Annotated in this window: 24 protein-coding genes; 21 read left to right on the forward strand and 3 right to left on the reverse strand. The window is 37.2% G+C overall.

Annotation, left to right across the window (positions count from 1 at the left end; all coding sequences use genetic code 11):
• The first annotated feature begins 327 nt into the window (after positions 1–327).
• Positions 328–1,194, forward strand: coding sequence for an NAD(P)-dependent oxidoreductase (locus MHH88_RS04020; protein WP_339261649.1), 867 nt, complete (start codon positions 328–330; stop codon positions 1,192–1,194).
• Positions 1,195–1,408: 214 nt separating this feature from the next.
• On the opposite strand, the gene MHH88_RS04025 is transcribed toward MHH88_RS04020, so the two are convergent.
• Positions 1,409–1,801: a DoxX family protein gene (locus MHH88_RS04025; protein ID WP_069510443.1), complete on the reverse strand. Its 393-nt coding sequence runs from the start codon at positions 1,799–1,801 to the stop codon at positions 1,409–1,411.
• A gap of 152 nt (positions 1,802–1,953) precedes the next feature.
• On the opposite strand from MHH88_RS04025, the gene MHH88_RS04030 reads away from it, so the two are divergent.
• The 6 genes from MHH88_RS04030 (at position 1,954) to MHH88_RS04055 (ending at position 10,708) form a co-directional block, all read left to right on the forward strand.
• On the forward strand, positions 1,954–2,274 hold the full coding sequence (locus tag MHH88_RS04030; protein ID WP_069510441.1) for a helix-turn-helix domain-containing protein: 321 nt from the start codon (positions 1,954–1,956) through the stop codon (positions 2,272–2,274).
• A 210-nt stretch (positions 2,275–2,484) separates the two neighbouring features.
• Positions 2,485–3,807, forward strand: a complete 1,323-nt coding sequence (locus MHH88_RS04035) for an MFS transporter (protein ID WP_339261650.1) — start codon at positions 2,485–2,487, stop codon at positions 3,805–3,807.
• Positions 3,808–3,876: 69 nt separating this feature from the next.
• Complete coding sequence (locus MHH88_RS04040; protein WP_069510437.1) at positions 3,877–4,779, forward strand: chemotaxis protein; 903 nt, start codon at positions 3,877–3,879, stop codon at positions 4,777–4,779.
• A 163-nt stretch (positions 4,780–4,942) separates the two neighbouring features.
• Positions 4,943–6,508 carry a Ppx/GppA family phosphatase gene (locus MHH88_RS04045; protein WP_339261651.1) on the forward strand — a complete coding sequence of 522 codons (1,566 nt, stop codon included), beginning with the start codon at positions 4,943–4,945 and terminating at the stop codon, positions 6,506–6,508.
• Entirely contained in the window at positions 6,486–8,642 is a 2,157-nt protein-coding gene (locus MHH88_RS04050) for an RNA degradosome polyphosphate kinase (RefSeq protein WP_069510433.1), read from the forward strand. Before MHH88_RS04045 ends, MHH88_RS04050 begins: the two co-directional genes overlap by 23 nt.
• Positions 8,643–8,695: 53 nt before the next feature.
• Positions 8,696–10,708 (forward strand): EAL domain-containing protein, encoded by a 2,013-nt coding sequence (locus tag MHH88_RS04055; RefSeq protein ID WP_069510431.1) that lies wholly within the window; start codon positions 8,696–8,698, stop codon positions 10,706–10,708.
• 341 nt (positions 10,709–11,049) lie between these two features.
• On the opposite strand, the gene MHH88_RS04060 is transcribed toward MHH88_RS04055, so the two are convergent.
• Positions 11,050–11,655, reverse strand: coding sequence for a TetR/AcrR family transcriptional regulator (locus MHH88_RS04060; RefSeq protein WP_339261652.1), 606 nt, complete (start codon positions 11,653–11,655; stop codon positions 11,050–11,052).
• A gap of 235 nt (positions 11,656–11,890) precedes the next feature.
• Here MHH88_RS04060 and MHH88_RS04065 point away from each other — a divergent pair, with 235 nt between their 5' ends.
• The 9 genes from MHH88_RS04065 to MHH88_RS04105 all read left to right on the forward strand — a co-directional run bounded on the left by MHH88_RS04065 (position 11,891) and on the right by MHH88_RS04105 (position 20,235).
• Positions 11,891–12,784: an NAD(P)-dependent oxidoreductase gene (locus MHH88_RS04065; protein WP_339261653.1), complete on the forward strand. Its 894-nt coding sequence runs from the start codon at positions 11,891–11,893 to the stop codon at positions 12,782–12,784.
• 15 nt (positions 12,785–12,799) lie between these two features.
• Entirely contained in the window at positions 12,800–14,320 is a 1,521-nt protein-coding gene (locus MHH88_RS04070) for a CoA-acylating methylmalonate-semialdehyde dehydrogenase (protein WP_339261654.1), read from the forward strand.
• A 257-nt stretch (positions 14,321–14,577) separates the two neighbouring features.
• Positions 14,578–15,894, forward strand: coding sequence for an SLC13 family permease (locus MHH88_RS04075; RefSeq protein ID WP_339261655.1), 1,317 nt, complete (start codon positions 14,578–14,580; stop codon positions 15,892–15,894).
• A 15-nt stretch (positions 15,895–15,909) separates the two neighbouring features.
• Positions 15,910–16,671: a 3-hydroxybutyrate dehydrogenase gene (locus tag MHH88_RS04080; RefSeq protein WP_339261656.1), complete on the forward strand. Its 762-nt coding sequence runs from the start codon at positions 15,910–15,912 to the stop codon at positions 16,669–16,671.
• A 17-nt stretch (positions 16,672–16,688) separates the two neighbouring features.
• Complete coding sequence (locus MHH88_RS04085) at positions 16,689–17,873, forward strand: iron-containing alcohol dehydrogenase (RefSeq protein WP_339261657.1); 1,185 nt, start codon at positions 16,689–16,691, stop codon at positions 17,871–17,873.
• Positions 17,874–18,104: 231 nt separating this feature from the next.
• Positions 18,105–18,434, forward strand: a complete 330-nt coding sequence (locus MHH88_RS04090) for a PadR family transcriptional regulator (protein WP_339261658.1) — start codon at positions 18,105–18,107, stop codon at positions 18,432–18,434.
• A 2-nt stretch (positions 18,435–18,436) separates the two neighbouring features.
• Positions 18,437–18,841: a DUF1700 domain-containing protein gene (locus MHH88_RS04095; RefSeq protein ID WP_339261659.1), complete on the forward strand. Its 405-nt coding sequence runs from the start codon at positions 18,437–18,439 to the stop codon at positions 18,839–18,841.
• Between the two features lie 277 nt (positions 18,842–19,118).
• Positions 19,119–19,886 (forward strand): 2,4-dienoyl-CoA reductase, encoded by a 768-nt coding sequence (gene fadH, locus MHH88_RS04100; RefSeq protein WP_103977354.1) that lies wholly within the window; start codon positions 19,119–19,121, stop codon positions 19,884–19,886.
• Positions 19,887–19,995: 109 nt separating this feature from the next.
• Positions 19,996–20,235, forward strand: a complete 240-nt coding sequence (locus tag MHH88_RS04105; RefSeq protein ID WP_069510413.1) for a short-chain dehydrogenase — start codon at positions 19,996–19,998, stop codon at positions 20,233–20,235.
• Positions 20,236–20,471: 236 nt separating this feature from the next.
• Here MHH88_RS04105 and MHH88_RS04110 read toward each other — a convergent pair whose 3' ends face one another.
• Complete coding sequence (locus tag MHH88_RS04110) at positions 20,472–20,753, reverse strand: alpha/beta fold hydrolase (protein WP_339261660.1); 282 nt, start codon at positions 20,751–20,753, stop codon at positions 20,472–20,474.
• Between the two features lie 291 nt (positions 20,754–21,044).
• Here MHH88_RS04110 and cbpB point away from each other — a divergent pair, with 291 nt between their 5' ends.
• From cbpB to MHH88_RS04135, 5 genes are all read left to right on the forward strand, one after another.
• Complete coding sequence (cbpB, locus tag MHH88_RS04115; RefSeq protein ID WP_025218716.1) at positions 21,045–21,488, forward strand: cyclic-di-AMP-binding protein CbpB; 444 nt, start codon at positions 21,045–21,047, stop codon at positions 21,486–21,488.
• A 68-nt stretch (positions 21,489–21,556) separates the two neighbouring features.
• Entirely contained in the window at positions 21,557–22,444 is an 888-nt protein-coding gene (locus tag MHH88_RS04120; RefSeq protein WP_069510411.1) for a LysR family transcriptional regulator, read from the forward strand.
• 236 nt (positions 22,445–22,680) lie between these two features.
• Positions 22,681–25,071, forward strand: a complete 2,391-nt coding sequence (locus tag MHH88_RS04125; protein WP_339261661.1) for a hypothetical protein — start codon at positions 22,681–22,683, stop codon at positions 25,069–25,071.
• Entirely contained in the window at positions 25,071–26,006 is a 936-nt protein-coding gene (locus tag MHH88_RS04130; protein ID WP_069510407.1) for an ABC transporter ATP-binding protein, read from the forward strand. The genes MHH88_RS04125 and MHH88_RS04130 overlap by 1 nt, the downstream gene beginning before the upstream one ends.
• Positions 26,003–26,848, forward strand: coding sequence for an ABC transporter permease (locus MHH88_RS04135; RefSeq protein ID WP_024362235.1), 846 nt, complete (start codon positions 26,003–26,005; stop codon positions 26,846–26,848). Before MHH88_RS04130 ends, MHH88_RS04135 begins: the two co-directional genes overlap by 4 nt.
• The last annotated feature ends 3 nt before the right edge of the window (positions 26,849–26,851 follow it).

Here is a 26,851-nt window from a genome sequence, read left to right on the forward strand (position 1 = left end):
ACATTCTCATTTCCCCCTTTAGAGCAGTGATTCCCATCACCTGCTCTCTTTTTTTTACTTATTCGGTATATATGCAAGACAGACAAACTTTAGTACAAGTATTAAGAAGAGTTTGAATTATTGAACTGATTCAACTACACTAAGTACACATAATAAAACGTACTACTATTCCTAAAACCTTAGCCAATATGTAATGGGTAAAGGAATAATCGTATTGTCTTATTTTGTGAGTAAATTTATTGTGAGCGGATGGCGCGACTCGGTGCTTGTCTGAGAAAAGCGTCAGCCTTTAGCGTAATATTGATTCAAGTAAAGGAGTAATTACATATGGGAAAAGAGCGTATTGCATTTATCGGTACAGGTGTTATGGGTGCTAGTATTGTTAAACACTTATTGCAAAATAGCCATGAGGTGACGGTTTATACCCGCACAAAAGAAAAAGCAGAGCCCTTAATCGCTTTAGGAGCAAGTTGGGCTAGCTCCCCAGCAGAGGCTTTTAAAGATAAGGATATAGCGCTAACGATGGTTGGTTATCCAGCAGATGTGGAGGAAGTTTACTTCGGTGAAAATGGTTTGTTCCAAACTGCTGAGGCAGGCAATATTGTTATTGATATGACAACATCTGAACCAACTTTAGCGAAGAAAATATATGCCCATGCACAGACATTAGGGGTAGAAGCATTAGATGCACCCGTATCTGGTGGAGATGTTGGGGCGCAAAATGGTACCCTGTCCATTATGGTAGGTGGTGACCAAATGACCTTTAATCGAGCTGTTCCAGTGTTGCAGCAATTTGGTGCAAATATCGTGTATCAGGGAGAAGCAGGTGCAGGACAGCATGCAAAAATGTGCAATCAAATTGTCATTGCATCTGGCATGATTGGTGTATGTGAGTCACTTGCGTATGGCTTAAAAGCTGGACTCGATTTATCTACTGTATTACAATCCATCTCTTCTGGTGCGGCAGGGTCTTGGTCTTTAAGTAATTTAGCACCACGTATGATTAAAGAAGACTATGCGCCAGGTTTTTATATTAAGCATTTCGTGAAGGATATGAAAATCGCTTTAGATGAATCAAAGAAAATGGGTATTTCTTTACCAGGGCTAGCATTAGCATATGAAATGTATGAAAAGCTAATTGAAGCAGGCTATGGTGAGAATGGTACGCAGGCTCTGCTAACGTATTATAAATAGTCCGCAATAGGGGAAAGTGTTAGATTGAGTAATCATCAATCTAACACTTTTTTTGCTATGTTGTTTGTTTGAGTGCTTGACTCCACTTTTTTCCGAGTGAAACCGCCACAAAAGATCTTGAATCGCTCCAAAAATAGGAGAAACCGCCACAAAATGTCCGTGAATCGCTCGTAAACCTTTGAAATGCATCCTCTATAGCAGCATAGACAATTCTCTACTCTTTATTAAAAAGTTGAGAATCTAATGAGAAGCTAGAAGCTCCTGCAAGAGCAAAGTATAGTGCTATTGCACCTAAAGCTAAATCCAACTCATAACCAGCCAAACCATTAGCGCCGATAAAACCAATGCTAAGTTTTGCTGTAAAGATAGCAACAATCATTGTAATGGTCAGTAAAGCACCAAAGATTCTTGTTGCGAAACCTAAAATAATAGCAGCTCCACCAACTAATTCAATAATCGCAACGACATACGCCATAAAGCCTGGAATACCGATACTATCAAAGAAATCAGCCGTATAGCTGATGCCGCCTTGGAATTTTTGGAAACCATGCACGGCAAAAATAAAGCCGAGAACGACACGTAAAATAGTTGAACCAATATTTTGCATAATATAATAACTCCTTTTCTTTAACTTACATTTCGTAACTTAGTTTATTTTTAAAAATTACTTTTGTCAAGTAACTAAGTGCATTTTTCGAACAGATTTTTAAAAAATGTTATACTCTTTAGTAGAACCTAGTAAAAAAGGAGGATAGTAAATTGAATCAAAAAAACATGTGTCCGCGATTTGAAAAAGCGCTTATGCTATTGAACCATCGTTGGAATACGTTACTTATTTATCAGTTACTTGATGGTCCACAGCGATATTCCACCATTAAAAATCAGTTGAGTATTAGCAGTCGTGTGTTAACAGAGCGATTAAAGGAGTTAGAAAGCGAGGAAATCGTGTTGCGTACCGTAATTCCATCTACTCCAGTCGTTATTGAATATGAACTTACAGAAAAAGGATATGCAATTACTCCTGTGCTAAAAGCTATTGAAGAATGGTCAAGTAAATGGATAACGATTGCTGAGGAATGATAAGAAAGATATTCAAGCGAGGGGGCTTGAATATCTTTTTTATTTTTGACCAATGGAGGTAAGGGGAGAACCAATCTAAGGCCAATTGGCAGTTATGTTTCACTAGAATTACTGATATATTGTAAATAATATTAATTTTCTTTTAAAAAAGGTATTTTTTATTATAGAGAGAAATTAATTGATTATTATAGAGATTGGAGGGAGGGTTTTATGAAGAAGGGGACAACGATAGACGTACAACATCGAAATCAGTTAGCCATATATTTTTCTTTGCCAATACTATCATGGGCATTTTACGATTTTGCTAATACGATATTTTCGTCAAATATTAATACGATATTTTTTCCGTTTTATATGGACGAAGCTTTAGGTACAAATGAGGTTATGCAACAGGTAGCGAGTACATTTATTTCGTATGCCAATGCTATAGCCAGTTTTTTCTTAGTAGTCTTTTCACCACTTTTTGGTGTTTGGATTGACCAAACTGGCTATAAAAAGAGATTTATAGTTTGGTTTGCATCAATATCTATTCTATTTACCTTTATGATGGGGATTTTTGCAAATTTACAGACGACAATCAATTACTCAGGTGTACCTCTTAGCTTATTTTTAGTGGTTGCAAGTTTTGTGATAGCGAAGTTTTTCTTTAATTCGAGTCTCGTATTCTATGATTCGATGATGAGTGATTTAGGAACAAAAGAAGAAATGCCTCTTATTTCCGGTTATGGTGTAGCAATTGGTTATTTAGGCACACTTTTTGGATTGCTTGTTTATTTATATGTAGGAAGCAGTGATTTCCATCGCGCTTTTATACCAACAGCGATTTTGTATTTATTATTTTCATTGCCTTTATTTTTCATTAATAAAGATACACCAATACCAAAAGAGCAGCGGAAGACGACTCATTTTTTGGAAGGCTATAAGGAAATTATTAGTACATTTAAGGATATGAAGCAGTATAAGGCAATCTTTACTTTTATGATTGCATACTTCTTTTTAAATGACGCGATTGCCACGACAATTGCGATGATGGCCGTTTATGCCACAACCATTGTCGGGTTTACTTCAGGTCAATTTATCATCCTATATTTAGTATCCACCGTATCGACAATTATTGGCTCACTCGCATTTGGCTATATTACAAAAGCAATTGGAGCGAAGAAAGCGATTACCATTGTTGCTGTAATTATGATAATCGCTTTAACATTTGCTGTCTTTGCAACCGAGCAATGGATGTTTTGGATTGCAGGTAGTATGTTTGGTATTTCACTAGGTTCGATGTGGGTGACATCCAGAACATATATTATTGCGCTATCCCCAGATAACAAGAGAGGCCAGTTCTTTGGCTTATTTGCTTTTTCTGGAAAAGTCTCGTCAATAATAGGCCCAGCAGTTTATGGAACGGTCACATTATGGATGAAGGATTATGGTACTTTAGCAAGTCGAGTAGCATTATCAACATTAATATTAATGACGGTACTTGGTCTATTGGTGCATCTAAAAGTTAATGATAAAAATGGAAATACCAAGTAGGAGAATTGTATCGCCTATGATACAATTGAATTATAAATTGATGTTGAAATAGAAAGGAGCGGGGTTGCTTTGGAACATAAGGGCATATTATTAGAAAGTGGCACAAATGAGCTAGAAATCGTTGAATTTGAAGTAGCTAACAATAAATTTGGTATTAATGTTATTAAAGTAAAAGAGATTATTCAACCTATTCCAGTAACATTTATTCCACACGCGCACCCGCATGTAGAGGGAATTATTCAATTAAGAGGCGAGGTATTACCGGTAGTAGATATGCTACGAGTACTAGGAATACAAAGCGCAGAACGTAATCCGCAACAAAAATATATTGTTGCTGAGTTTAATAAACAACGAGTTGTTTTCCATGTCGATAATGTGACACAAATTCACCGTATTTCATGGGATCAAATCGAAAAGCCTTCTGATATGTATCAGGGCGGGACTTCACAAGTAATCGGTGTTATTAAGCAAAATGAGCAAATGATTTTATTGCTAGATTTTGAGAAAATCATGGTTGATATTAACCCTGAATCGGGTATTAATGTAGAGTCCGTGAAAAAGCTTGGTAAACGTGAACGTTCTGAAAAACGCATTTTAATTGCTGAAGATTCACCATTATTACGTAAATTATTATTTGATACGATGAAGGAAGCCGGTTATGAGAATGTAGAGTTCTTTGAAAATGGTCGTGATGCTTATGAATATTTAGAATCATTAGCGAAAAGTGGCAATAATGTTACAGAGCACATTCAATTAGTTGTAACTGATATTGAAATGCCACAAATGGATGGTCATCATCTTACACGAAAAATTAAAGAGCATCCTGATTTACAAAAGTTGCCGGTCATTATTTTCTCTAGTTTAATTACTGATGATCTTCGCCATAAAGGTGATCAAGTAGGTGCTGAGGACCAAATTAGTAAGCCTGAAATTGCCGAACTAATTTTACGTGTCGATCAACTTATTTTATAAAGCTAGCGAAAAAGGAACTTCACAATACTAATAATTGGTATCCTGAAATATAATACAAACGAAAGTCGGATACCTTTTTGGTTCCGACTTTTTTTGTATAATGAGGGTGCTTTTAACACAAAATAATAAGACCACCTATTGTCCTGTGAAGGAAGTGAATTATTTGGATGAATTAAAAACGGCCATTATTGATATCGGCTCGAATACAATACGATTGGTACTCTATCAGTATGATAATGAAGAAGGTCTTCGAGAGCTGGGGAATATTAAAACGGTTGCGCGTTTACGTACATATTTGCAACCGTCAGGAGCCATGTCTGAAGAAGGTATTCGAGTACTAACAGAAACGTTGTTAACATTTAAAGCAATGCTAGATGATTTTGAAATTTTTGATGTGAAAGCAGCTGCAACAGCGGCCATTCGACAAGCGACGAATAGAGATCAGATTATTGCTTTAATGAAGGAGAAAACGGGCGTACAGATTGAGCTTTTATCTGAAGAGGAAGAGGCGTATTTCGGTTATGTTGCTGTAGCCCATTCGATTGGTACTCTATCTGCTGTAACGATTGACATGGGTGGAGGTAGTACCGAAATAACATTATTTAAAAATAAGGAACTAGTGGAATCATTTAGTTTTCCTTTTGGGACGGTGTCATTAAAGCAACGTTTCGTAAAGGGTGACATTATGAATAGTGGTGAAAAGAAAGAACTGGTTGCATTTGTTAAGGAGCAGTTCAAATCACTACCTTGGATTCAACAAGTTGGATTACCGATTATTGCAATTGGGGGCAGTGCGAGAAATATCGCGCAAGTTCATCAGCAACGACAACAATATCCTATCGCGAGTGTGCATGGCTATGAAATATCTAAAGAAGATTTAAATCAGCTTAGTGCGTTTTTAGGAAATTTAAGTTTCCAAGAACTAAAACATTTGGATGGGTTATCAACGGATCGTGCTGATATTATTGTACCCGCATTAGAAGTGTTCCGTGTACTTATGGAAATTGTAGGTAGTGAGGTCTTCCAGTTAACGAAAAAAGGTTTACGGGAAGGGCTGATCATCCATCGTATTTTACAAGAAGATGAAGATGCTTTTGACAAATACAATGTCTTTGAGGGAAACGCTAGAAGATTAGCTCGACAATATGGACGTTCAGAGCTAGAAGTTGATTATTTAATGCATTTAGCAGATCAACTTTATCGTGCGTGTTGCCATTTGAATTATTTACAATTTGATGAAAATGATTTGCAGTTGCTAAGAAAGGCCGCAAAGATTTTTAATATTGGGGAATATATTGAGTTAAGCTCCGCAAGTCAACATACGTTTTACTTAATCGCCAATCAATCAATTGACGGTTTGAATCATAAAGAGCGTCTAAAATTAGCACTTTTAGCTTCATATAAAAATAAGGATTATTTTGAACGATTTGCAGCTCCCTTTATCGAATGGATGAGTCGTGAAGAATATCGTAAAATGCGCGAATTTGGCACGTTGTTAAAATTTGTCTATGCATTAAATGTTTCAAAAAGAAATATTGTACATGCGATTGAAATGCAGCCTTTAGACAATTATGTTCAGCTTAACGTATACGTCAAAAAAAATGCTGCTGCTGAAAAATATCAAGCAAATCGGCATAAGAAACATCTAGAACGCGCTCTAAAGATACCAATAAAAGTAAACTTCATTGAAGAAGGGTGGAACCAAGATGACAACCGAAGTAACAAATAATCGATTACATGAAGAAGAATTTTCAGAACCACATAGCCGACTGCTCGAGGAAATAGCAAAGCCCCAATATTATAATAACCGCGAACTAAGCTGGTTAGCGTTTAATGAGCGTGTCTTAGAAGAAGCAGAGGATATCAATAATCCTCTGCTAGAACGTCTGAAGTTTTTGGCGATTTTTAGCTCCAATTTAGATGAATTTTTCATGGTGCGTGTGGCAGGACTTCAGGACCAAGTGCGTGCAGGGTTCCATAAGGCTGAAAATAAGTCAGGCTTAACACCGAAAGAGCAATTAGCGAAAATTGCTGAACGTACGCAAGCTTTAGTGCGCAGACAAACAGAAGTATATCGTCACTTAATCTACGATTTACTACCACAGCACAATGTACATATTGCAGACATGAAAGATTTAAATAGTACGCAAAAGGCGTTTATCAATGAAATGTTTGCTGAAACCATTTTCCCAGTTTTAACACCTGTAGCTGTAGATGCTTATCGACCATTTCCAACCTTGCTTGGTAAAACTTTAAATATACTTGTTCTATTGGAACAAGATGAGACAGATTTAGAAAGCCGTGAAAAGGTTGCCATAGTGCAAGTACCATCTGTTTTGGATCGCTATATTAAAGTGCCTTCTGCTGAGGGCGAGACAGTGATTGTTCTACTTGAAGATGTTATTGTCGCTCATATCGAAAAGCTTTTCTATGGCTACAGTGTGAAATCAGCACAGGCTTTCCGTCTAACACGTAATGCAGATTTAACGATTCATGAGGAAGGTGCCCGTGATTTACTGGTAGAAATTGAAAAAGAGCTTAAAAAACGTAAATGGGGTGTCGGCAGCCGTCTAGAAGTACGTGTAGGGGAAATGAATGATGAGGTACTTGCATACTTACTAGAAGAATTTGAAATCGAAGAGACAGATGTTTTTCATATCGACGGTCCGCTCGATTTAACCTTTATGTTCTCATTTGTAAAAGGTATAGCTGTTGGACGGGAGCATTTAGAGTATGAAAGCTTTATTCCACAGCCACCATTAGATTTACAGTCAGATGAAAATATTTTTGAGAAAGCATTGCAACAAGACATTTTTTTCCATCATCCATATGAGTCATTTGCACCGATAGTGGACTTTATTTCTGAGGCTGCGGTGAATCCGAATGTACTTGCTATCAAGCAAACATTATATCGAGTTAGTGGGAATTCTCCAATAATACAAGCATTAAAGCTCGCAGCTGAAAACGGTAAACAAGTGACTGTTTTAGTAGAGTTAAAAGCGCGTTTTGATGAAGAAAATAATGTGCATTGGGCAAAACAACTAGAACAAGCAGGTTGTCTTGTTATTTATGGTATGAATAATTTAAAAACGCATTCCAAAATAACATTAGTTGTAAGTCGTCGTAATGGCAAAATTGAACGTTTTGTTCATCTTGGAACAGGAAATTATAACGATGCAACTGCAAAAATTTATACAGATATGGGCATCATAACATCAGACAAGGAATTTGGAATTGATGCCACGAACTTTTTTAATTATTTAAGCGGCTATACGGAAAAACCTACATTTAATCATTTAGTCGTCGCACCATTCGATATTCGCGATGAATTTATCCGTTTAATGGATGAGGAAATAAGCTGTCATAAGAAATACGGAAATGGATTTATTCGTGCCAAAATGAATTCATTGACGGATAAGGATTTAATGATGAAGCTTTACGAAGCATCTATTGCTGGTGTAAAAGTCGAGCTTATTATACGGGGAATTTGCTGCATACGCCCAGGTATTCCAGGCATTAGCGAAAATATAACCGTTACAAGTATTGTTGGCAGATTCCTTGAACATTCACGCATCTATTGGTTCCATCATAATGGTGAGAATAAGGTGTACTTATCCTCAGCAGATATGATGACCCGTAATATGATTAAACGAGTTGAAATTCTTTTCCCTGTCTATTCAATTGAAGCAAAAGCTCGTATTATGGATATTATGAACAAACAACTTGAGGATACAGCAAAGGCTCGTATCCAAGATTCCAATGGGAAATATCATTACAAAGAATTTGATCGCAGCGAAGACCCTATTAATAGTCAGGAAATTTTCTTAAAGGATGCTCTAAAGCCTACGCTAGATGAGGAATAAATAATAAGCGTCTTAGACGACTAGAGTAAACACGCTACCTAGAGAGGGATATAATGAAAAAATATAGAAAGAATGTAGCGCAATTCACAAACTATCGACAGTTGGCACTGCTTAATCCGTTCGATGCAGTAGTATGCTTAAAACAAGCTGATGATGGGGATTTTGAAATCGTTTATTATAACGACAAACTACCATTAGCTATAGCGTTGCAGGATGAGAAAGCAACGACAGCAAAGCAATTTTTTAACAAGCAATGTTGGCAACAATTATGGAAGATAATACAACAGGAATTTAACATTGCTCGTAAGGTTGCGCTTTATTCAGAGACTGAGCAAATGCAAAAATCGTTTGCCGTAAGTGTACAGCAAATAGAGTCATCTATAATAGCTGTTATTTTACGTGAGGAACAGCGTGATACGAAGCCGTATTTGCAATTTGTTGAACAACATGTATGTCCAATAGTAACGACTGATTTACAAGGCCGTATTGTTCATCAAAATGTTACCGCTACGTCTTTATTGTCGAGAGAACATCACAGCCTTATAGGACTTGATATTTTTTCATTATTAGAGTGTAACTATGTAAACGAAGTCCAATTATTATTTGCTAAAACGATTGAAGGCGCTACATTGGATATGCCAAAATGTTTATTCAAGGGTAACCTACTAAGTAATGAACCATTTTATTTGCGTACACATCCAACATATTTTAATGGTGAAATAATTGGGGTACATTTTTTCGTTAGAGACGCGAACTTATTTAAGAGTTATCATGATTCCTTTTACTATTTAGCCTTAACGGATGAATTGACGGGTATTTGGAATCGAAAAGCGATAAAAGAGCATTGGCTACAACATTTGAATGATAAGAAAAGTGAACATCAGCAAGCAACCATTATTTTAGTCGATATTGATCGCTTTAAAAAATTTAATGAGTCCCTTGGTGAAAGTAAGGGTGACGAACTTATGCGAATGTTTTGTCATAGGCTTCGTGAACTTTGTTACGCGCAATGTGCGCTCTATCGCTATAATAGTGATGAATTTATTTTTATTTTGAAAGATGCAACTATAGACAAAATCGAGCATTTAGCGAATGCCATTTTAGATTCGCTAAAACAGCCATTTATGATTGATGAACAGGAATATTTTATTAGTGTTTCTATTGGTATTGCTTTAAGCCCAGCAGATGGTAAGGATTTGGAGACCCTCGTAAGAAAGGCTGATCAAGCTTTATTCTCTGCTAAAGAGCACGGACGTTCACATTACCGCTATTATCGTGAAGATATGACAAATGTTTTTCCAAATGAGGCATTGATGGAGGCACATTTAAGACGTGCTATTGAATTTAATGAACTAAGTATTCATCTACAACCACAGATGAATTTAGACGATAATAGCATTAATAGCTTTGAGGCGTTATTACGATGGAATAATCGTAAATTTGGCTTTGTATCCCCGGCGCAGTTTATACCGATTGCTGAAGCAACAGGCTTAATTGTAGAAATTGGTGATTGGATTATTAATGAAGTTTGTCGCTATCAAAAAGAATGGCGTGCCAAGGGCTATCGTCCAGTAAGAATCGCCATCAATATATCGCCAAAACAATTTAGAAAAGAAAACTTTGCTCGTAAAATTAAAGCAACCTTGAAAAAATATAATGTAGCGCCACATTTAATTGAAGTGGAAATTACCGAAAGCTCTATGACGAATGTGCATGAAACATTTTCAATCTTAACGGAGTTAAAGCAGCTAGGTGTTTATGTGTCGGTAGATGATTTTGGTACCGGTTATTCTTCACTTAGCTATTTGAAACGCTATCCCATCGATATCATTAAAATTGACCAATCGTTTATTGCCGATATCGAAAAGGATGATAAAAATGAGGCAATAATTAAAGCCATCATTTCGATGTCTCATAATTTAGGTCTTGAAGTGATTGCAGAAGGAATAGAGGAGCCATCACAAGTAGCGTTTTTAAAGCGTCATCGCTGTCAAAAAGGACAAGGATACTTATATAATAAACCATTACCTGTTGAAACGATTGTGGCCCAATATTTTGTAGGATAATAAAGCAAGTTATCGCGAAGCAGAGCGTTTAATTTGCATGGTAGAAATACTTGAGCAGAGCGAGATACCCGCGAAACGGAGTGAAATATCCGCGGAGCAGAGTGAAATACCCGCGAAGCAGAGCGAGATACCCGCGGAACGGAGTGAAATACCCGCGGAACGGAGTGAAATACCCGCGGAGCAGAGTGAAATACCCGCGGAACGGAGTGAAATACCCGCGAAGCAGAGCGAGATATCCGCGAAACGGAGTGAAATACCCGCGGAGCGGAGTGAAATAGACAAAAGGCATCAAGAAATTATTTTCTTGATGCCTTTACTATTGCTTTGGGAAGCAAATTAACTTATCTCTTTAATCCGTTTAAAACAACTGTTGTAAAATGTGCCATCTGCGCAACTAAATCAAATTCCTCGTTATGAATTAACCAATCATAAACATTGGCTCTCATGCAACGCTGTATAATTTGTTGCATCTGTACCGCTTGTAAATCGTTAACAAACTCTCCTTGTTGAATACCCTCTTCAATATAAGTGTTAATAATTTGAAAGATTTTACGCTGAGGACTAATTAAATAATGATTTTGTTCTACTTGATTTGTCATGGCAGCCGTATATACGGTTCTCAATAAATCTTTGCCAACAACATTTGTTAAATACAACATTTGCTCCTTGTAAAGCAAAAGAATTTTCTCACTTGCTGACAATGATTGATCAATATTTTTTTCGACAGTACTGTAAAAGCTATCAAGCTCCTCAAATTTTTCCAAAATAACATCGTATTTGGATGGGAAATGGGTATAGAAAGTGCCCTTGGACACTTTACATGCTTTCGTAATTTGTTCCACAGATACATGTTCAAATCCATGTTTATTAAATAAATCTAAAGAAGTTTTCAGTAATTTTTCTCGAGTTTCTAATGCCTTTTTTTGGCGAGTAGTTAACGAATTCATGCCCATCTGCCTCCGTAATTAAAATATCCTATAATAATAATTGCAACATTTATTCAGAAAATAGAAAATTTTTTGATTGACGAGTGATATTATGTTTGTTTATGATTTAAATGACCACAGTCAGTGACCGCGGTCATTAAGAGTATCTCGTTATTAATGTTACGATAAAAACGTAAAGTTGGCTAGTGTATCAATTAGCTTATTTACGCAATTCATGGGGAATGGGGGAGCTCAAATGAAAGACAAGTTAGGTTTTATCGGCTTAGGCAATATGGGGTTACCAATGTCCATTAACTTACTTCGTGCAGGTTATGAAGTGTATGGCTTTGACACGAACAAGAAAGCAATGGAGCAATTCATTGCAGAAGGTGGTATTGGTTTAGCAACATCACAAGCAGTTGTAAAGCAAAGCGAAGTAATTATGACCAGCTTGCCAACACCACAAGTTGTTGAACATGTCTACACATCAGAAGAAGGGATTTTGCAACATGCTAATCAAGGAAGTCTACTAATAGACTTTAGCACTGTAAACCCTGAATTAAATGATTCGTTACATAAAAAGGCGCAATCATTAGGGTTACGTTATTTAGGAGCTCCGGTAAGTGGAGGTGTTATTGGTGCTATCAATGCCACGTTAACAATTATGATTGGTGGAGAAGAAAAGGATTACCAAAGTGGCGTTGGAATTTTCGAAATAGTAGGAAAAAATATTTTCCATCTTGGCACATCCCCGAGTGTAGGGACACGTATTAAATTACTCAACAATTTAATGATTGGCTTTTATACGCAGGCAGTTGCAGAAACGATTGTACTTGGAGAAAGCATGGGTGTGTCAGCAGATACGCTTTATGAAGTATTAAGTAATAGTTATGGTCAAAGTCGTATTTACGAGCGTAATTATTTAGAATACATGAAAAATGAAAATTATGAACCTGGCTTTTCTACAAATCTATTACTAAAAGATTTGCGATTAGCAAAAAATATGGCTGATGAAGCAGGTGTGCCCCTTCTTATTGGTGAACAACTGGTCAGTCTTTACAATGATATATCAGCAGAAGGCTTTGGTGAAAACGACATGTCTGCTGCTTATTTAAGTCTCAAGGAAAAGTGCATGATTAAACAAAATTAAAGGAGGAAAACAGTTATGACAACAGCACAAGGAGTAAAAACATTAACACATTTTATCGGTGGGGAAATGATTGAGGGAAAAAGTGGTCGTTACGGTTCAGTTTATAACCCTACAACAGGTGATGTCATTGCAAAAGTACCGCTAGCAACAGTAGAAGAGACACGTGAGGCAATTGTCAAAGCACAGGCTGCCTTTCCAAAATGGCGTGATACTTCAGTAGCTAAGCGTGCGGAGGTAGTTTTAAAATTTCGCAATCTAGTGACAGATAATATGGAACAATTATTACAAATTATTTGTACGGAAAGTGGTAAAACGATTGATGATGCGAGAGGTGAAATTACACGAGGCTTAGAATCCGTTGATTTAGCAATTGGGGCTCCTCATTTGGTAAAAGGCGAATACTCTGTAAACGTTGGTGGTCAAATTAATGCCTACTCTGCTAAATATCCGCTCGGTGTGGTAGCGGCAATTTCGCCATTTAACTTCCCTATTATGGTGCCATTAGCGCAAACGAGTATGGCGATTGCTGTAGGGAACGCAGTTGTTTTAAAGGCTTCAGAGAGAGTACCAATGACCGCATTATATGTAAGTGAATTATGGAAAAAAGCTGGTTTACCAGATGGCATTTGGACAGTCGTAAATGGCGATAAAGATGCGGTTAATGAGCTTTTAGAAAACCCAATTGTGCAAGCTATTTCATTTGTAGGTTCTACGCCTGTCGCTAAGTACATTTATGAAACTGGTTCAAAATATGGGAAACGTGTCACTGCTTTAGGTGGTGGAAAAAATAATATGGTCGTAATGCCTGATGCAGACCTAGAGCAAGTGGCAAATGCATTTATTGGGGCGGCCTATGGAGCAGCTTCTCAGCGTTGTATGGCTATTTCAACAATCATGCCAGTGGGTAAAGAAACGGCAGATCGTTTAGTAGCCATCTTAAAAGAAAAAATTGCAGCATTAAAAGTAGGGTCTTATACGGAGAAAGATACAGATTTTGGACCGGTTATTTCACAGCAATCAAAAGAAGCGATTCTTGCTGCAATTAATAAAGGAGAAGCAGAAGGGGCGACTGTTGTTTGTGATGGACGTGAGCTAGCGATTGTCAACGAATCAAAAGGCTTCTTTGTCGGCCCTACATTATTAGATCATGTAACACCGGGAATGGAAATTTATGAGCAAGAAGTATTTGGTCCTGCTCGAAATGTAGTGCGTGTTGGTTCGTTAGAGGAGGCAATACAACTAATTAACGAGCATGAGCTTGGCAATGGTGTCACAATCTTTACCAATGATGGACTTGCAGCACGTAAATTTACTACAGAAATTGATGTGGGAATGGTAGGGGTGAATGTACCAATTCCTATTCCAGTTGGTTACCATAACTTTGCTGGATTTAAAGGCTCTCGATTTGGAGAAGGGCATATGTTTGGCCCAGATCAGGCACGTTTCTTTACAAAAACAAAAACAATATCAGAGCGTTGGGTGACGAATAATACTGCAACAGCATCTACATTTGCATTTCCAAGTAACAACGATTAATGACATAGCAAGCCTTAACGGTATGTTAAAGACCACAGGCGGACGCTACAAAAGCAATCGGTGCTAGTTAGCAGATAGTGTCCGTCTGTAGCCTAAATATATCGAGTACTTAAATGATGTTACAGAATGTTTTAAGAAGTAATGGAAGTCAAAAAGACTAAGCACAGAAACGATAGATAATGAAGGTATGCAGGCACGCCATATAGCAATATAAGATGTAACTCTATAGCACTTTCTAAAAGATAGGTGGGATGTGGATGTTAGCGTATATTGGGCTTTTTGGAAGTTTAGCACTACTAGTTTATTTAACAATGAGGGGTGTCAATTTACTAATTTCAGCACCATTAACTGCTTTAATTGCAGCTTTAACAAATGGTCTTGCTTTCTTCCCGCAAACTGCAAATGACAATCAAGCTAATTTCTTAACAAGTTATATGGATGGATTTACGGGCTTTGTTGGTTCTTGGTATTTAATGTTCATGGCAGGTGCCATTTTTGGCAAGGTAATGGAAGATACAGGTGCTGCTGATAGTGTTTCGAAATGGATTGTTGAAAAAATTGGGGTGAAGTATGCTACATATGCCGTAGTATTGGCAGCAGCTGTACTAACATATGGTGGTGTCTCAGTATTTATCGTAGCCTTCTCTGTTTATCCGATGGCGATTAGTTTATTTAAACAGGCGAATCTTCCAAGACGCTTTATTCCTGCGGCACTTGGTTTAGGTTCTGTAACGTTTACAATGACGTCAGCAGGCTCACCAGAAATCCAAAACTGGATTCCAATTCCCTATTTAGGAACAACGCCATATGCAGGTTGGCAGGTGAGTATTGTCGTTGCATTATTTATGGCGATTGGTGGAGCACTATGGTTGAATTGGATGATTAAACGTGCAGTGAAAAAAGGGGAGGTATTTATCGAACGTTCAACAGATCCTGTCGTTGACGAAACGCGTAAATTACCTAGTCCAATATTAAGTTTAGTCCCATTAGTAGTCGTTTTATTGATTTCGTTTATCTTCCATGATTCTCTTGGCACATCAGCTCTAATTGTTGCGTTAACGAGCGGTTGTATTATGGCGTATTTAGTAAGCTATAAATATTCAAAATCAGTTAGTGCAACGTTAGCTGCAGGTGCAATGGGCGCTGTTGTAGCTATTGCAAATACTGCAGCAGTTGTAGGCTTTGGGGGCGTTGTAAAAGCTACACCATCATTTGTAGCAACTGTCGATGTGATGACAAATATCCCTGGCAATCCACTGATAGGGGGAGCTGTTGCAATCGCAGTTATAGCCGGTTTAACAGGTTCAGCTTCAGGTGGTCAAACAATTGCTATGCCACTATTAGCTCCTCACTATATTGATATGGGCGTTAATACGGAAGCATTGCACCGCACAATAGCGATTGCATCTGGCTCGCTCGATTCTTTACCACATGGTGGTTATGTAGTGACGACAATCAATTCTGTATGTAATGAAAAACATAAGGATGCCTATTTGCCTTTCGGTGCTTTAACCGTTGTTATACCGATTATTGGGACTGTTGTGGCGATAGTATTATTCTCACTCGGAATGTAGGAGGGATGGAAATTTATGAAAGGCAGAACAGTATTTATAACGGGTGCTGCTCGTGGAATTGGCCTATCTATTGCTCAAGCATTTGCCGAGCAAGGAGCGAATGTTGTCATTTCAGATATAAATGAGCAACAATTAGCTGAAGTGGTAGCACAAAATCCACAATTAACAGCCTATACATGTGATGTCACGGATGAACAAGGCATTAGTGAGGCAATTGCTTTCACAGTTAGTAAATTTAATAGCATTGATATTTTGATTAATAACGCAGGATTTCAACATGTATCTTATATCGAGGATTTCCCGACTGAAATCTTTGAACAAATGCAAAAAGTAATGCTTGTCGCGCCATTTATTACGATGAAATATGCCTTGCCCCATATGAAGAAAAATAAATTTGGTCGCATTCTAAATATGGCGTCTATAAACGGTGTTATTGGATTTGCTGGTAAAGCCGGCTACAACGCAGCGAAGCATGGCTTAATAGGGTTAACAAAAGTCGCTGCACTTGAAGTAGCCAATGACGGTATTACGGTTAATGCCATCTGTCCAGGATATGTGGATACAGCATTAGTTCGTAATCAATTTACAGATTTAGCAAAGACACGAGGGATTCAAGTAGAAGAAGTGTTGGAGCAGGTGCTATATCCACTTGTCCCACAAAAGCGCTTACTTGATGTTTCAGAAATTACAGGGCTTGCACTTTATTTAGCAAGTGATGTGGCCAAAGGTTTAACAGGTCAGGCGATTGTATTAGATGGCGGTTATACTGCCCAATAATGAAGGAGCGATGCGTTATGATTCAAACAAAAACAACTTTCACAGTAAATTCTCCTGCGACGATTGTTTATGGAAAAGATGCATTTGAAGAAGTAGGCGTATATGCCAAAAAACTAGGTTCGAAGGCACTTATCGTTAGCGATCCAATCATGGATGGATTAGGGTTTGTTAATCAGTGTAAGGCATTATTAACAGCGAATGGTTTGGAAGCGGTTTCATATTTAGGTGTAACAACTGAGCCAGTGGATACGTATGTAGCACAAGGTCTTAGTATTTTGCAAACAGAACAGTGTGATCTTATCATTTCTGTTGGGGGTGGAAGTTGTATCGATACAGCCAAAGCCATTGCTGTTGTAGCAACAAATGGTGGTTATATCGGCGATTATATGAAACTAGCGAAAATTGCCGAGCAATCACCTATCCCACATATAGCTGTTCCAACAACAGCAGGCACAGGCTCTGAAGCAACAGATGCTACAGTGATTACCAACACGACGAATGATGTGAAAATGATGATAAAACAACCAGCTTTTATGCCACCAATTGCCATTGTCGATCCGATGCTAACAGTAACCTCTCCACCAGCTATTACAGCGGCGACGGGTATTGATGCATTAAGCCACGCAATTGAAAGCTATTTGTCTCGTTTAGCACATCCTTATTCGAATGTGCTTGCGTTGTCAGCGATGGACTTAATTATTCATAATATTTTGAAGGTCTACGAGCAAGGGGACGATATTGATGCGCGAGAGGCGATGTCTTTAGGCTCAATGCAGGCAGGACTATCGTTTTCCAATGCATCAGTTGCTTTAGTACATGGGATGTCACGTCCTATCGGTGCACTTTTTCATGTGCCTCATGGTATTTCCAATGCGATGTTACTACCAGCGGTATTAGAATTTACCAAGGATGCATGCGTGGAACGCCTAGCAGATATCGGAAAATTTTTTAACACAAATGGACAGTATAGTACCCATGAGGAACTAGCGACTTTGGCTATCGACTCAATAAAAGAATTATGCAAAAAGATGAATATTGGCAATTTACAGCAATGGGGTATTGAGGAGGATGCATTTTATGCGGCGATTCCGAAAATGGCAATCGATGCAATGGCAAGTGGTAGTCCTGCAAATAACCCTAAAGTGCCAACACAGGATGAGTTAATGGAGCTGTACAAGATTGCTTATCATTATGAGTTTTAAATAGTATGAGACAGAGTGCCTTCCTTTAAGCAAAAGAGGAAGGCGCTTTTCATTTGAGATAATGTTGTTGAAAAATAAACATGAGTTGAAATTTCATAAAATAAGACATTATCTTAATGCTTGTGCCATTATTAGGCACTGTTCCAAACTTTAATATAAACTAATTCTAATATGTATCAATAGAGTATATATGTGATTGACACATATACTTGTGTAAAATATAATTATCTTATGGATAACAAAAATAATAATACGCAATATCTTAAAGGTTTATTTGAAATTGCCATTTTAATGATGCTACAGAAAAAAACGATGTATGGCTATGAATTGACGAAAGAATTGAAAGAGAGCAAGTGTTTTTCTATTTCAGATGGTTCAATTTATCCAATATTAAAACGATTGACGGCGAATGATTATGTGGATGTATTTTCAGAAGAATACGAAGGAAGAATTAGAAAGTATTACCGTATTACAGATTTAGGAAAAGCATTAGTAGAAAATAGACTGAAGGAGTTAGATTCAATATTAAACTATTTTGAAGAAATTAAGGGGGTGGAATAGTCGTGGATAATCAGAAGATAAATGACTATATACGTCAACTGGAAATGGAGTTAGAGCCATTACCAAAAAAGGATAGAGACAATCATATTATGGAAGTAAAAGATCATTTATTGCAGTCCGTAACGAATGGCAAATCAGTAGACGAGGTATTAAAAAGCTTTCTTTTACCTAACGAATTAGCAAAGGAAATTAAAGCTGAGTATCAATACTTGTATAGTGCACCTTCTACTGAAAATCTTCATCCTATCAAACAAAAGAGTAGTAAAAAGATATGGATTATGTTGTCTGTTTTAGTAGTGGTCATTATTTTCCCTATTTTTTTAGCGATTGCTGTATTTATAGCGAATGTATCAGATAATTCTACAGATACAAATGGAATCATTGAGTATGAAGAAATCAGAAATTAATAAATAAAAACGAATTATTTAACATTGGGGAATGCTAAATAATTCGTTTTTATTTATCTTGTGTTAGTTGTTTGAACGATTGCTGAAATTATGACGATTACATGGAAAAATCATAATAACACTAAAATGACCAAGGGCGTCAAGCTAGTGTTTTCCCTTAGGCTATTATTCTAAAAAGTATACATATCTACAAATGATAGAATTAATATGACATTTACGAGAAAATATAGTAAAATAAAATGAATGGTTATTCATTTTGTGCAAAGGGGGAAGTACGATGTTACAGGGGAAAACGATTATTATTACAGGTGGGTCAAGTGGTATGGGGCTTTATATGGCGAAGCAATTCGTGACAGAAGGGGCAAACGTTGTAATTGTAGGTCGTAACGAAGAGCGATTAGCGGAGGCAAAAGAGTTTATATTAGCAGCAGGCAATACAATCGAAACATTCCAGATGGATGTTCGTATACCAGAACAGGCGCAGGCAATGGTGGAGTTTGCGGTTGAAAAATTTGGTCGAGTGGATGGGCTTGTCAATAATGCTGCTGGTAATTTTATTGTGCGTGCAGAGGATTTGTCGCCAAATGGTTGGAAAGCAGTTGTGGATATCGTCTTAAATGGTACGTTCTATTGCTCGTCTGCTATCGGTAAATATTGGATTGACCAAAAAATTAACGGATCGATTATCAATATGGTGGCGACCTATGCTTGGAATGCAGGAGCAGGTGTAATACATTCAGCAGCTGCAAAAGCTGGTGTACTATCAATGACAAGAACGTTAGCTGTTGAATGGGGCAAACGTTATGGTATACGTGTCAATGCCATTGCGCCAGGGCCAATTGAACGAACGGGAGGAGCAGCAAAACTTTGGGAATCAGAAGCAGCTGCTGCTCGTACAATTGATGCTGTACCACTTGGACGCATCGGTACACCAGAAGAAATAGCGGATTTAGCAACTTTTATGATGTCGGATAAAGCTAGATATATGAATGGCGAATGTATCACTTTAGATGGTGGACAGTGGTTAAATCAGTATCCTTTTTAGGATTATCTAGGTAGTCAATGTTGTAAAGTGACCGTTTGCCTTGTTGAAATTCATTGCATAATGAGGAGCGGTGTTGATACATACTAAGGCAAAGAAAGGAGTTTTGCCTATGACTATGTGGTTGATACCGGCTCTTATTGCAATTACAATCATTTCGGTTATTTCATTTGTTTCGACTATGAGAATTGCCAAAATGACATCTGAGCGGGAATCGGAAAAGGATACACCGATTTCAGAAACAGTTGAAGAATATGCAACGATGCTAAACCCAATTGTTTGGGTGTACATCATATTTTTACTTTTTTTAGGAATAATGATTTTTTACTACTGGACTAAAACAGGGTATTAATCAGATTTCAACGAAGTATCACATTTACTTTGGTTTATGTGATACTTCGTTTTGACATTTGTATAGATTATGTTCCCACAAACTTTAAATTTTATAAGAAGATTTTTTATCATTCTGTTGTCGTTTTAACAAAGCTATTAAATACCTTCTTCCTCGACGAAAGGGATTATGACCACTTTCTTCAAAGTTTGTTAAGTAAGCATTTGGTATAAGAGAGGCAATTTCTTCAGAAAAAACTAAAGGGCATTCCATTGTGTAAAGCCTAATGCACTTCTAATAGCTTCTAAATCTTGGACACTATTTTTAAAACTGAGATCATCGTGTACTGTTGAATTACTTGAGTTTCCATAACCCCTTAAGTTTATTAAATAGACTGTATAGTGTGTAGTAAAAGGTGCAGCAAAAATATTGCCATTACTATTAAACGCTGTATATTGATGTGTTATACAGAGTGGCTCACCTTTTCCCATTTTATAATACTCGAAGTTTCCGCGAGGAGTTTCAACCATATTTTGCATCCACATAAAATACCTCTAATGTTTTTATTTCATTATAGCGATACAAAAATGTAAAAAATTAGTTTTTTATAACTGTGCAAAGATTTTATAGTCGGTCTTATGCATTAACTTTAGAAAAACGGGGAAAATAAATTAATATTTCATATTGTCTAAAACAAAAATATCCATAATATACATTGTTTATGAAAAACTCTTCTTGACCTTGTCGTGGTCATAGTCGGAAACATTGTGATATGATAAAAGAGAAGGATCCTGTTCTGCAAAGCAAGGACAGAAAAGGAGAAGAAGTTCATGATTTCAACTAACAGCAAAGACTTATTAGCAATGCCAATTAGTGATTTTATTATTTCATCCGAAAAGGTTGCACATGTACAAAGTGGTAATAGTGCTGAGCATGCACTCCTTGTACTGACACGTACAGGGTACTCGTCCATACCTGTATTAGATATGAAATATCGCCTTCAAGGTTTATTGAGCATGAAAATGATTACAGAATCCATTTTAGGTCTCGAACATATTGAATATGAAAAATTACCAAATATTAAAGTAGATACAATAATGGAAAAAGATATAGCCGTTCTCAAGATGACGGATACTTTCCAACGAGCTTTAGATTTGGTTATTAACCATGCGTTTTTATGTGTAATAGATGAAGATGGTACATTTGCAGGGATTTTAACAAGACGCGTTATTTTAAAACAGTTGAAAAAATATATCTATCAAAAAGAGAAGTAGTGTAAGAGGGGACTCAGGTGCAAAATCATGAGGTCCCCCTTTACTTGTATTGGAGGTTTAGGTGATTGATGGCAACAGAGGCGGAAATTTTGAAAGTTTTAGCTGAGGAACGCAATATGCGTAAAGCAGCGGAGCGGTTGTTTTTATCGCAGCCTGCACTTTCACAACGGTTGCAATCGATTGAAAAAGATTGGGGTGCACAGCTGTTTATTCGTTCACAAAAGGGGCTTACAGCAACCCCCGCAGGAGAGCACGTTATAGCGTACGCAACAGATATGCTTGCTAAAAAAGAAGAAATCTTTGAAATGATTCAATCGCTAACAACCAAAGTAAACGGGACATTGAAAATTGCTTGTGCTTCCATTGTCGGGCAAAACTGGCTTCCCAAAATATTAAAAGATTTCGTAACAAAATATCCAGAAGCTAAAATTTCACTTATGACTGGCTGGAGCTCGGAAATTGTTAAAGCTTTATATGAGGGAGAGGCCCATATTGGCATTGTGCGTGGACAGGTGGATTGGAAAGGTGAAAAGATTCATCTTTTCCGTGATACGTTGTACTTAGTAGATCGGGAGTTAAAAACAATTGAAGATGTGCTGACAACTGATCGTCCATTTATTCAATTTAAAAGTGATTCCAATTACTATCAAGAAATACAGCAATGGTGGCAACAGCATTTTGCTTCAAATCCAAGAAGACAAATTTTAGTAGACCAAATTGAAATATGTAAGCAAATGGCGTTAAATGGCATAGGTTATGCCATATTACCATCCATCACGCTAAATGAGCATGATGGGGTTAATAAAATTGCGCTGACTAACAATGAAAAAGAATTTGGTTTAACGCGAGATACATGGTTAATAGGCTATGAGTCTTCCTTTGAATTACGCCAAGTGGAAGCATTTGTAGAGGTTGTGCAAGATCATGCACGATGCCTGTTTGACTATACGAATTAAATATTCCCATGCTAAAGGGGCTTCGAAGAGTAAAGTGTTAGATTGACTGCATCAATCTAACACTTTTTTGTACATATTTCTTTTGTGTTAGAGAAAATTGTTTGAGTGCCTGGCATCTCCCTAAATCTTAAGAGTTTATGAATATTCATGAAGATATCATAAGAAATGGAACAAAATGCACGAAAAAACGTATAATTATGTAATCATCTAAAAGCAAAGGAAAAGGGGTTGAGTTTTTGAAGAAATTAAATATTACAGCACTAATAGTATTATTAATGCTTGTTATGAGCTACGCTCTGCCTATTTCTGAGGCGAGCGCCGCACCTACTTTAGAGGTACAAGCTAAGACAGGCATTGCAGGAAAGGCGAAATATCAATCAGTTACGCCTTTGCAAGTAACTGTAAAAAATAATGGACCTGATTTTTCAGGAGATATGGCGATTAATGCCTTTAATTCTTTTCAAGCAGGATCAGCACTAGTTGTGCCTATAGATATAGCAGCTGGTGAGGAAAAAACAGTTACACTTTATTTGGACGGCTTAGCTGATTACGGTTATTCCGATGGTGATGTGTTTGCCTTTTATGAGGGCAACATTGAAAAAGGAAAAAAAGTTGCTTATAAAGGAACAAAGCGGTTGCAGGCTAATTTTTCAGAGCCAAATTCAACATTTATATATACGTTAACAGAGAAAAGCGACCGTTTATCTGCCTATTTAAAGTTACCGCAACTTTTTCCATCCAATAGTGTAGAAGTATTTAACTTAAATCAATTAAAAGACTACACATTACCTGAGGTTGCACAAGGCTATGCAATGGCAAATATTATTGCAGTCGATGAGGTTGCGATAGCTGATTTAACGCAAAAACAGCAGGAAGCATTATTAAAATGGGTGCAAGATGGCGGTACTTTATTGCTTGGCAGTTCTGAACAAATCAATGCAACTGCAGGCATTTTTAAAGAATACTTGCCACTTACATTATCCCAACAAATGACGACTGTATCAGCAGATAGTTTAACGAAATTATCGGGAGGCGGTATTTTCACACAAGCAATTTCTGTCTATACAGCAACTGAAAATGAAGGCAGTATCCCTGTTTTAAAAGACAATACTAATATTCTAGCTGCTAAGAAAAAGGTTGGTAGTGGAGAAATTGTCCAAACAACTTTTTCATTAGGAGACCAGCCATTAGCATCTATGGACGGCTATGCGGCCTTAACAGCGAAAATGTTCGACCTTCAAACAATGTCTCAGCAAACAGGGATGCAAGGTCAATCTACAATGGATCAGCTTTCTAGCGAGTTAGGTAGTATTAACGAGTTATTCCCATCATTCGAAGTGTCCGTTAGCTATATGCTTATCGTAATTATTCTTTATATTTTAGTAATTGGTCCAATCCTTTACTTTGTTTTAAAGAGAGTGGATAAACGAGAGCATGCATGGTGGGTTATTCCTACGATTTCAGTGGTACTGTCAATTATACTATTTGTTTTCGGCGCAAAAGATCGTATTGTGCAGCCACAAGTTCAACAATCAGCATTCTTTAAAGTAAATGAAGACAGTAGCGTGAATGGTTATTATGTAGAATCAATTTTAACAAATCGCAGTGGTGATTTTGTTGTCAATGCTGATAAAGATACGACTGCAGTAGCGTTCCGCAATAATTATAATCTTACTGGTTCAATGGGCGCGTTACATGAATCGTCGTATATTAAGGAACATGCCAATGGATCCGCATTAACTTTACGCGATTTAAGTTATTGGTCTGTCCAATCTTTTGGGGGGAAAACAGCCGCTCAAAAGATTGGCAAAATGGATATTGATATTACATTGAAAAATGAAAAATTGTCTGGGACAGTAAAAAATAATTTCCCGTTTGCTTTGAAGGATGTCACGATTATATCGGGTACAAAAGAAGTGAAACTTGGTGATATTGAACCGAATGCTACACTGAAGGTGGACAAAGAGCTGAAAACAACAGTTCTTCAAAAGCCAACACACTTTAATAATTATAATTATAACTATCCAAAGACGAAGGAAGAAGTTGACCCATTACGTATTGAGCGTATGAAGTCGCAAGCCCTGCTATTAGTAGAAAGTGAGAAACAACCTGTCATTACAGCTTGGGCAGAGCAAGCAATTGTAGGAGTAGAACTTGAAACAAGTGTCAACATGTCACCTATTTCTTACTTCGTACAGCCATTCGATGGAAAAGTTGAAATGTCAGGTCCATTTACGTTAAAACGTAATAACTTTTCATATAATTTGAGCGCACAATCGCCAAATGCCACTTTCGATAAAATGGATGAGCAATTAAATACTTGGTACATGTCAGAAGGTTTATATGAATTGTCGATAGAGATGCCAGACCATTTTATGGACTTTGTTCAAACCTTAGATGAACTTACAATTTCGAATAAAGATGTTCAACGAATGCAGTTATCTATTTGGAATAACAAAACGGGCAACTATGAACCATTGGTTGATACGAAGCAGGTATTTTCAAATGATATTACGCAATATTTCGATGATAAGGGTAAGCTGCTGTTGGAGATTAAATTTGGACCAGATCAAACAGGCGAGCAGACAAAGTTACCTGAAATAGAGCTGAAAGGAGTGGCGAAGTAATGATTGAGATTCGCGATTTAACAAAAAAATACGGCTCTTTCACAGCACTAGATCATTTAAATCTGTCACTGGAGGAAGGTGTAGTATTTGGCTTTGTAGGGGCTAATGGTGCCGGGAAATCGACAACGTTTTCGATTTTAGCTACATTGCTATCCCCAACTTCAGGCGATGCATTGATCAATGGAAAAAGTGTGATTAAGGAACCGAAGGAAGTTCGGAAACAAATCGGCTATATGCCAGATTTCTTTGGTGTGTACGATCAACTTAAAGTAGATGAGTACTTAGATTTTTATGGGGCGAGCTATGGCATTGTCGCGCAGGAGCGCAAAGTGCTTATACCGCAGTTACTAGAGCTAGTTAATTTAACGAATAAACGTTTTGAATATGTAGATTTACTATCGCGTGGGATGAAGCAACGCCTTTGTTTAGCACGAGCTCTTATCCATGATCCAAAGGTCTTAATTTTGGATGAACCTGCTTCAGGCCTAGATCCACGCGCGCGAGTAGAAATGCGAGATATTTTAAGGAATTTAAAATCCATGGGGAAAACCATTTTAATCTCCTCGCATATTTTGCCAGAGCTAGCGGAAATGTGTGATGAAATCGGCGTTATTGATAATGGGAAATTGATTGCACATGGCAATGTTGCTTCCATTCAAGCTCAGCTACAAGGTGAAAAGCGAATAGTTATCAAAGTATCGGATCGTTTACAAGAGGTACGCACATTTTTAGAGGAAGATCCATTAATTTCTTCAATAGATGTCATGGACAATCGTTTAGAAATTGCTTTTAACTATCGCGGTTCAGATCAGGAACAAATAGTACTACTGAAAAAAGCGATGCTTGCAGATTTACCAATTTATGCATTGAGCGAGGAAGAAAAAGATTTAGAGGATGTCTTTATGGCGATTACGAAGGGAGCGGACAGTCAATGATGGAAAGATTTTATAATCCCGTCCTTGTAAAAGAATTGAAGTTACGCTTCCGTTCTTTTAAAAGTTTTTCTGGTTTAATGTTTTATTTAGCGGTAATTTGTATTTTTATTGCAGGTTTCTTACTGCTGACAACAGAATTTACGGGCAAAGGGTTTTTTAGACCTGATACAAGTTTTATGATGTTTGCCGTACTAACAATATTGCAAATGGCACTCGTTCTTTTCATTACTCCGAGTTTAACTGCTGGGGCAATTAGTAGTGAACGAGAAAAGCAAACGTTAAATATTTTATTAACAACAACACAAAGCTCGACACAAATTATTATTGGGAAATTATTATCTTCGGTAGCATTTTTAGTATTGATGTTAGTCGCAGGGCTACCATTGTATAGTTTAGTCTTTCTATTTGGTGGGGTATCACCTTCCCAACTAATTTCAATCTTTTTATTTTACCTATTAACAGTTGTTGCAATCGGTAGCGTTGGGGTTATGTTTTCAACAATTACGAAGAAAACGATTGTTGCTATGATTGCTACTTATGGTTCCATCATTTTCTTAGGAGGAATTACAGCATTTTTCTTCTTCCTATCAATGGCATTCCATCAAATGGGCAATACGATTGCCACAAGCTCGTCCTTTATGACGTACTTCTGGGCTTCGATTAATCCAGGTGCATTAATGCTTACGCTTATTTCACCCTCTATGGGAGATGCTTTAGCAGAGCTAAGTGGCATTGATATACCGGTATGGATAACCTACTTACTAATTTATGTTTTGATTATTGTGTTAAGTTTAACCATTGCAATTAAGAAATTGCGTGCCAATATGAAAAGTAATCGATGAGGA

It is taken from the genome of Lysinibacillus sp. FSL K6-3209 (assembly GCF_037976175.1).
GTDB lineage: Bacteria > Bacillota > Bacilli > Bacillales_A > Planococcaceae > Lysinibacillus > Lysinibacillus sphaericus_D.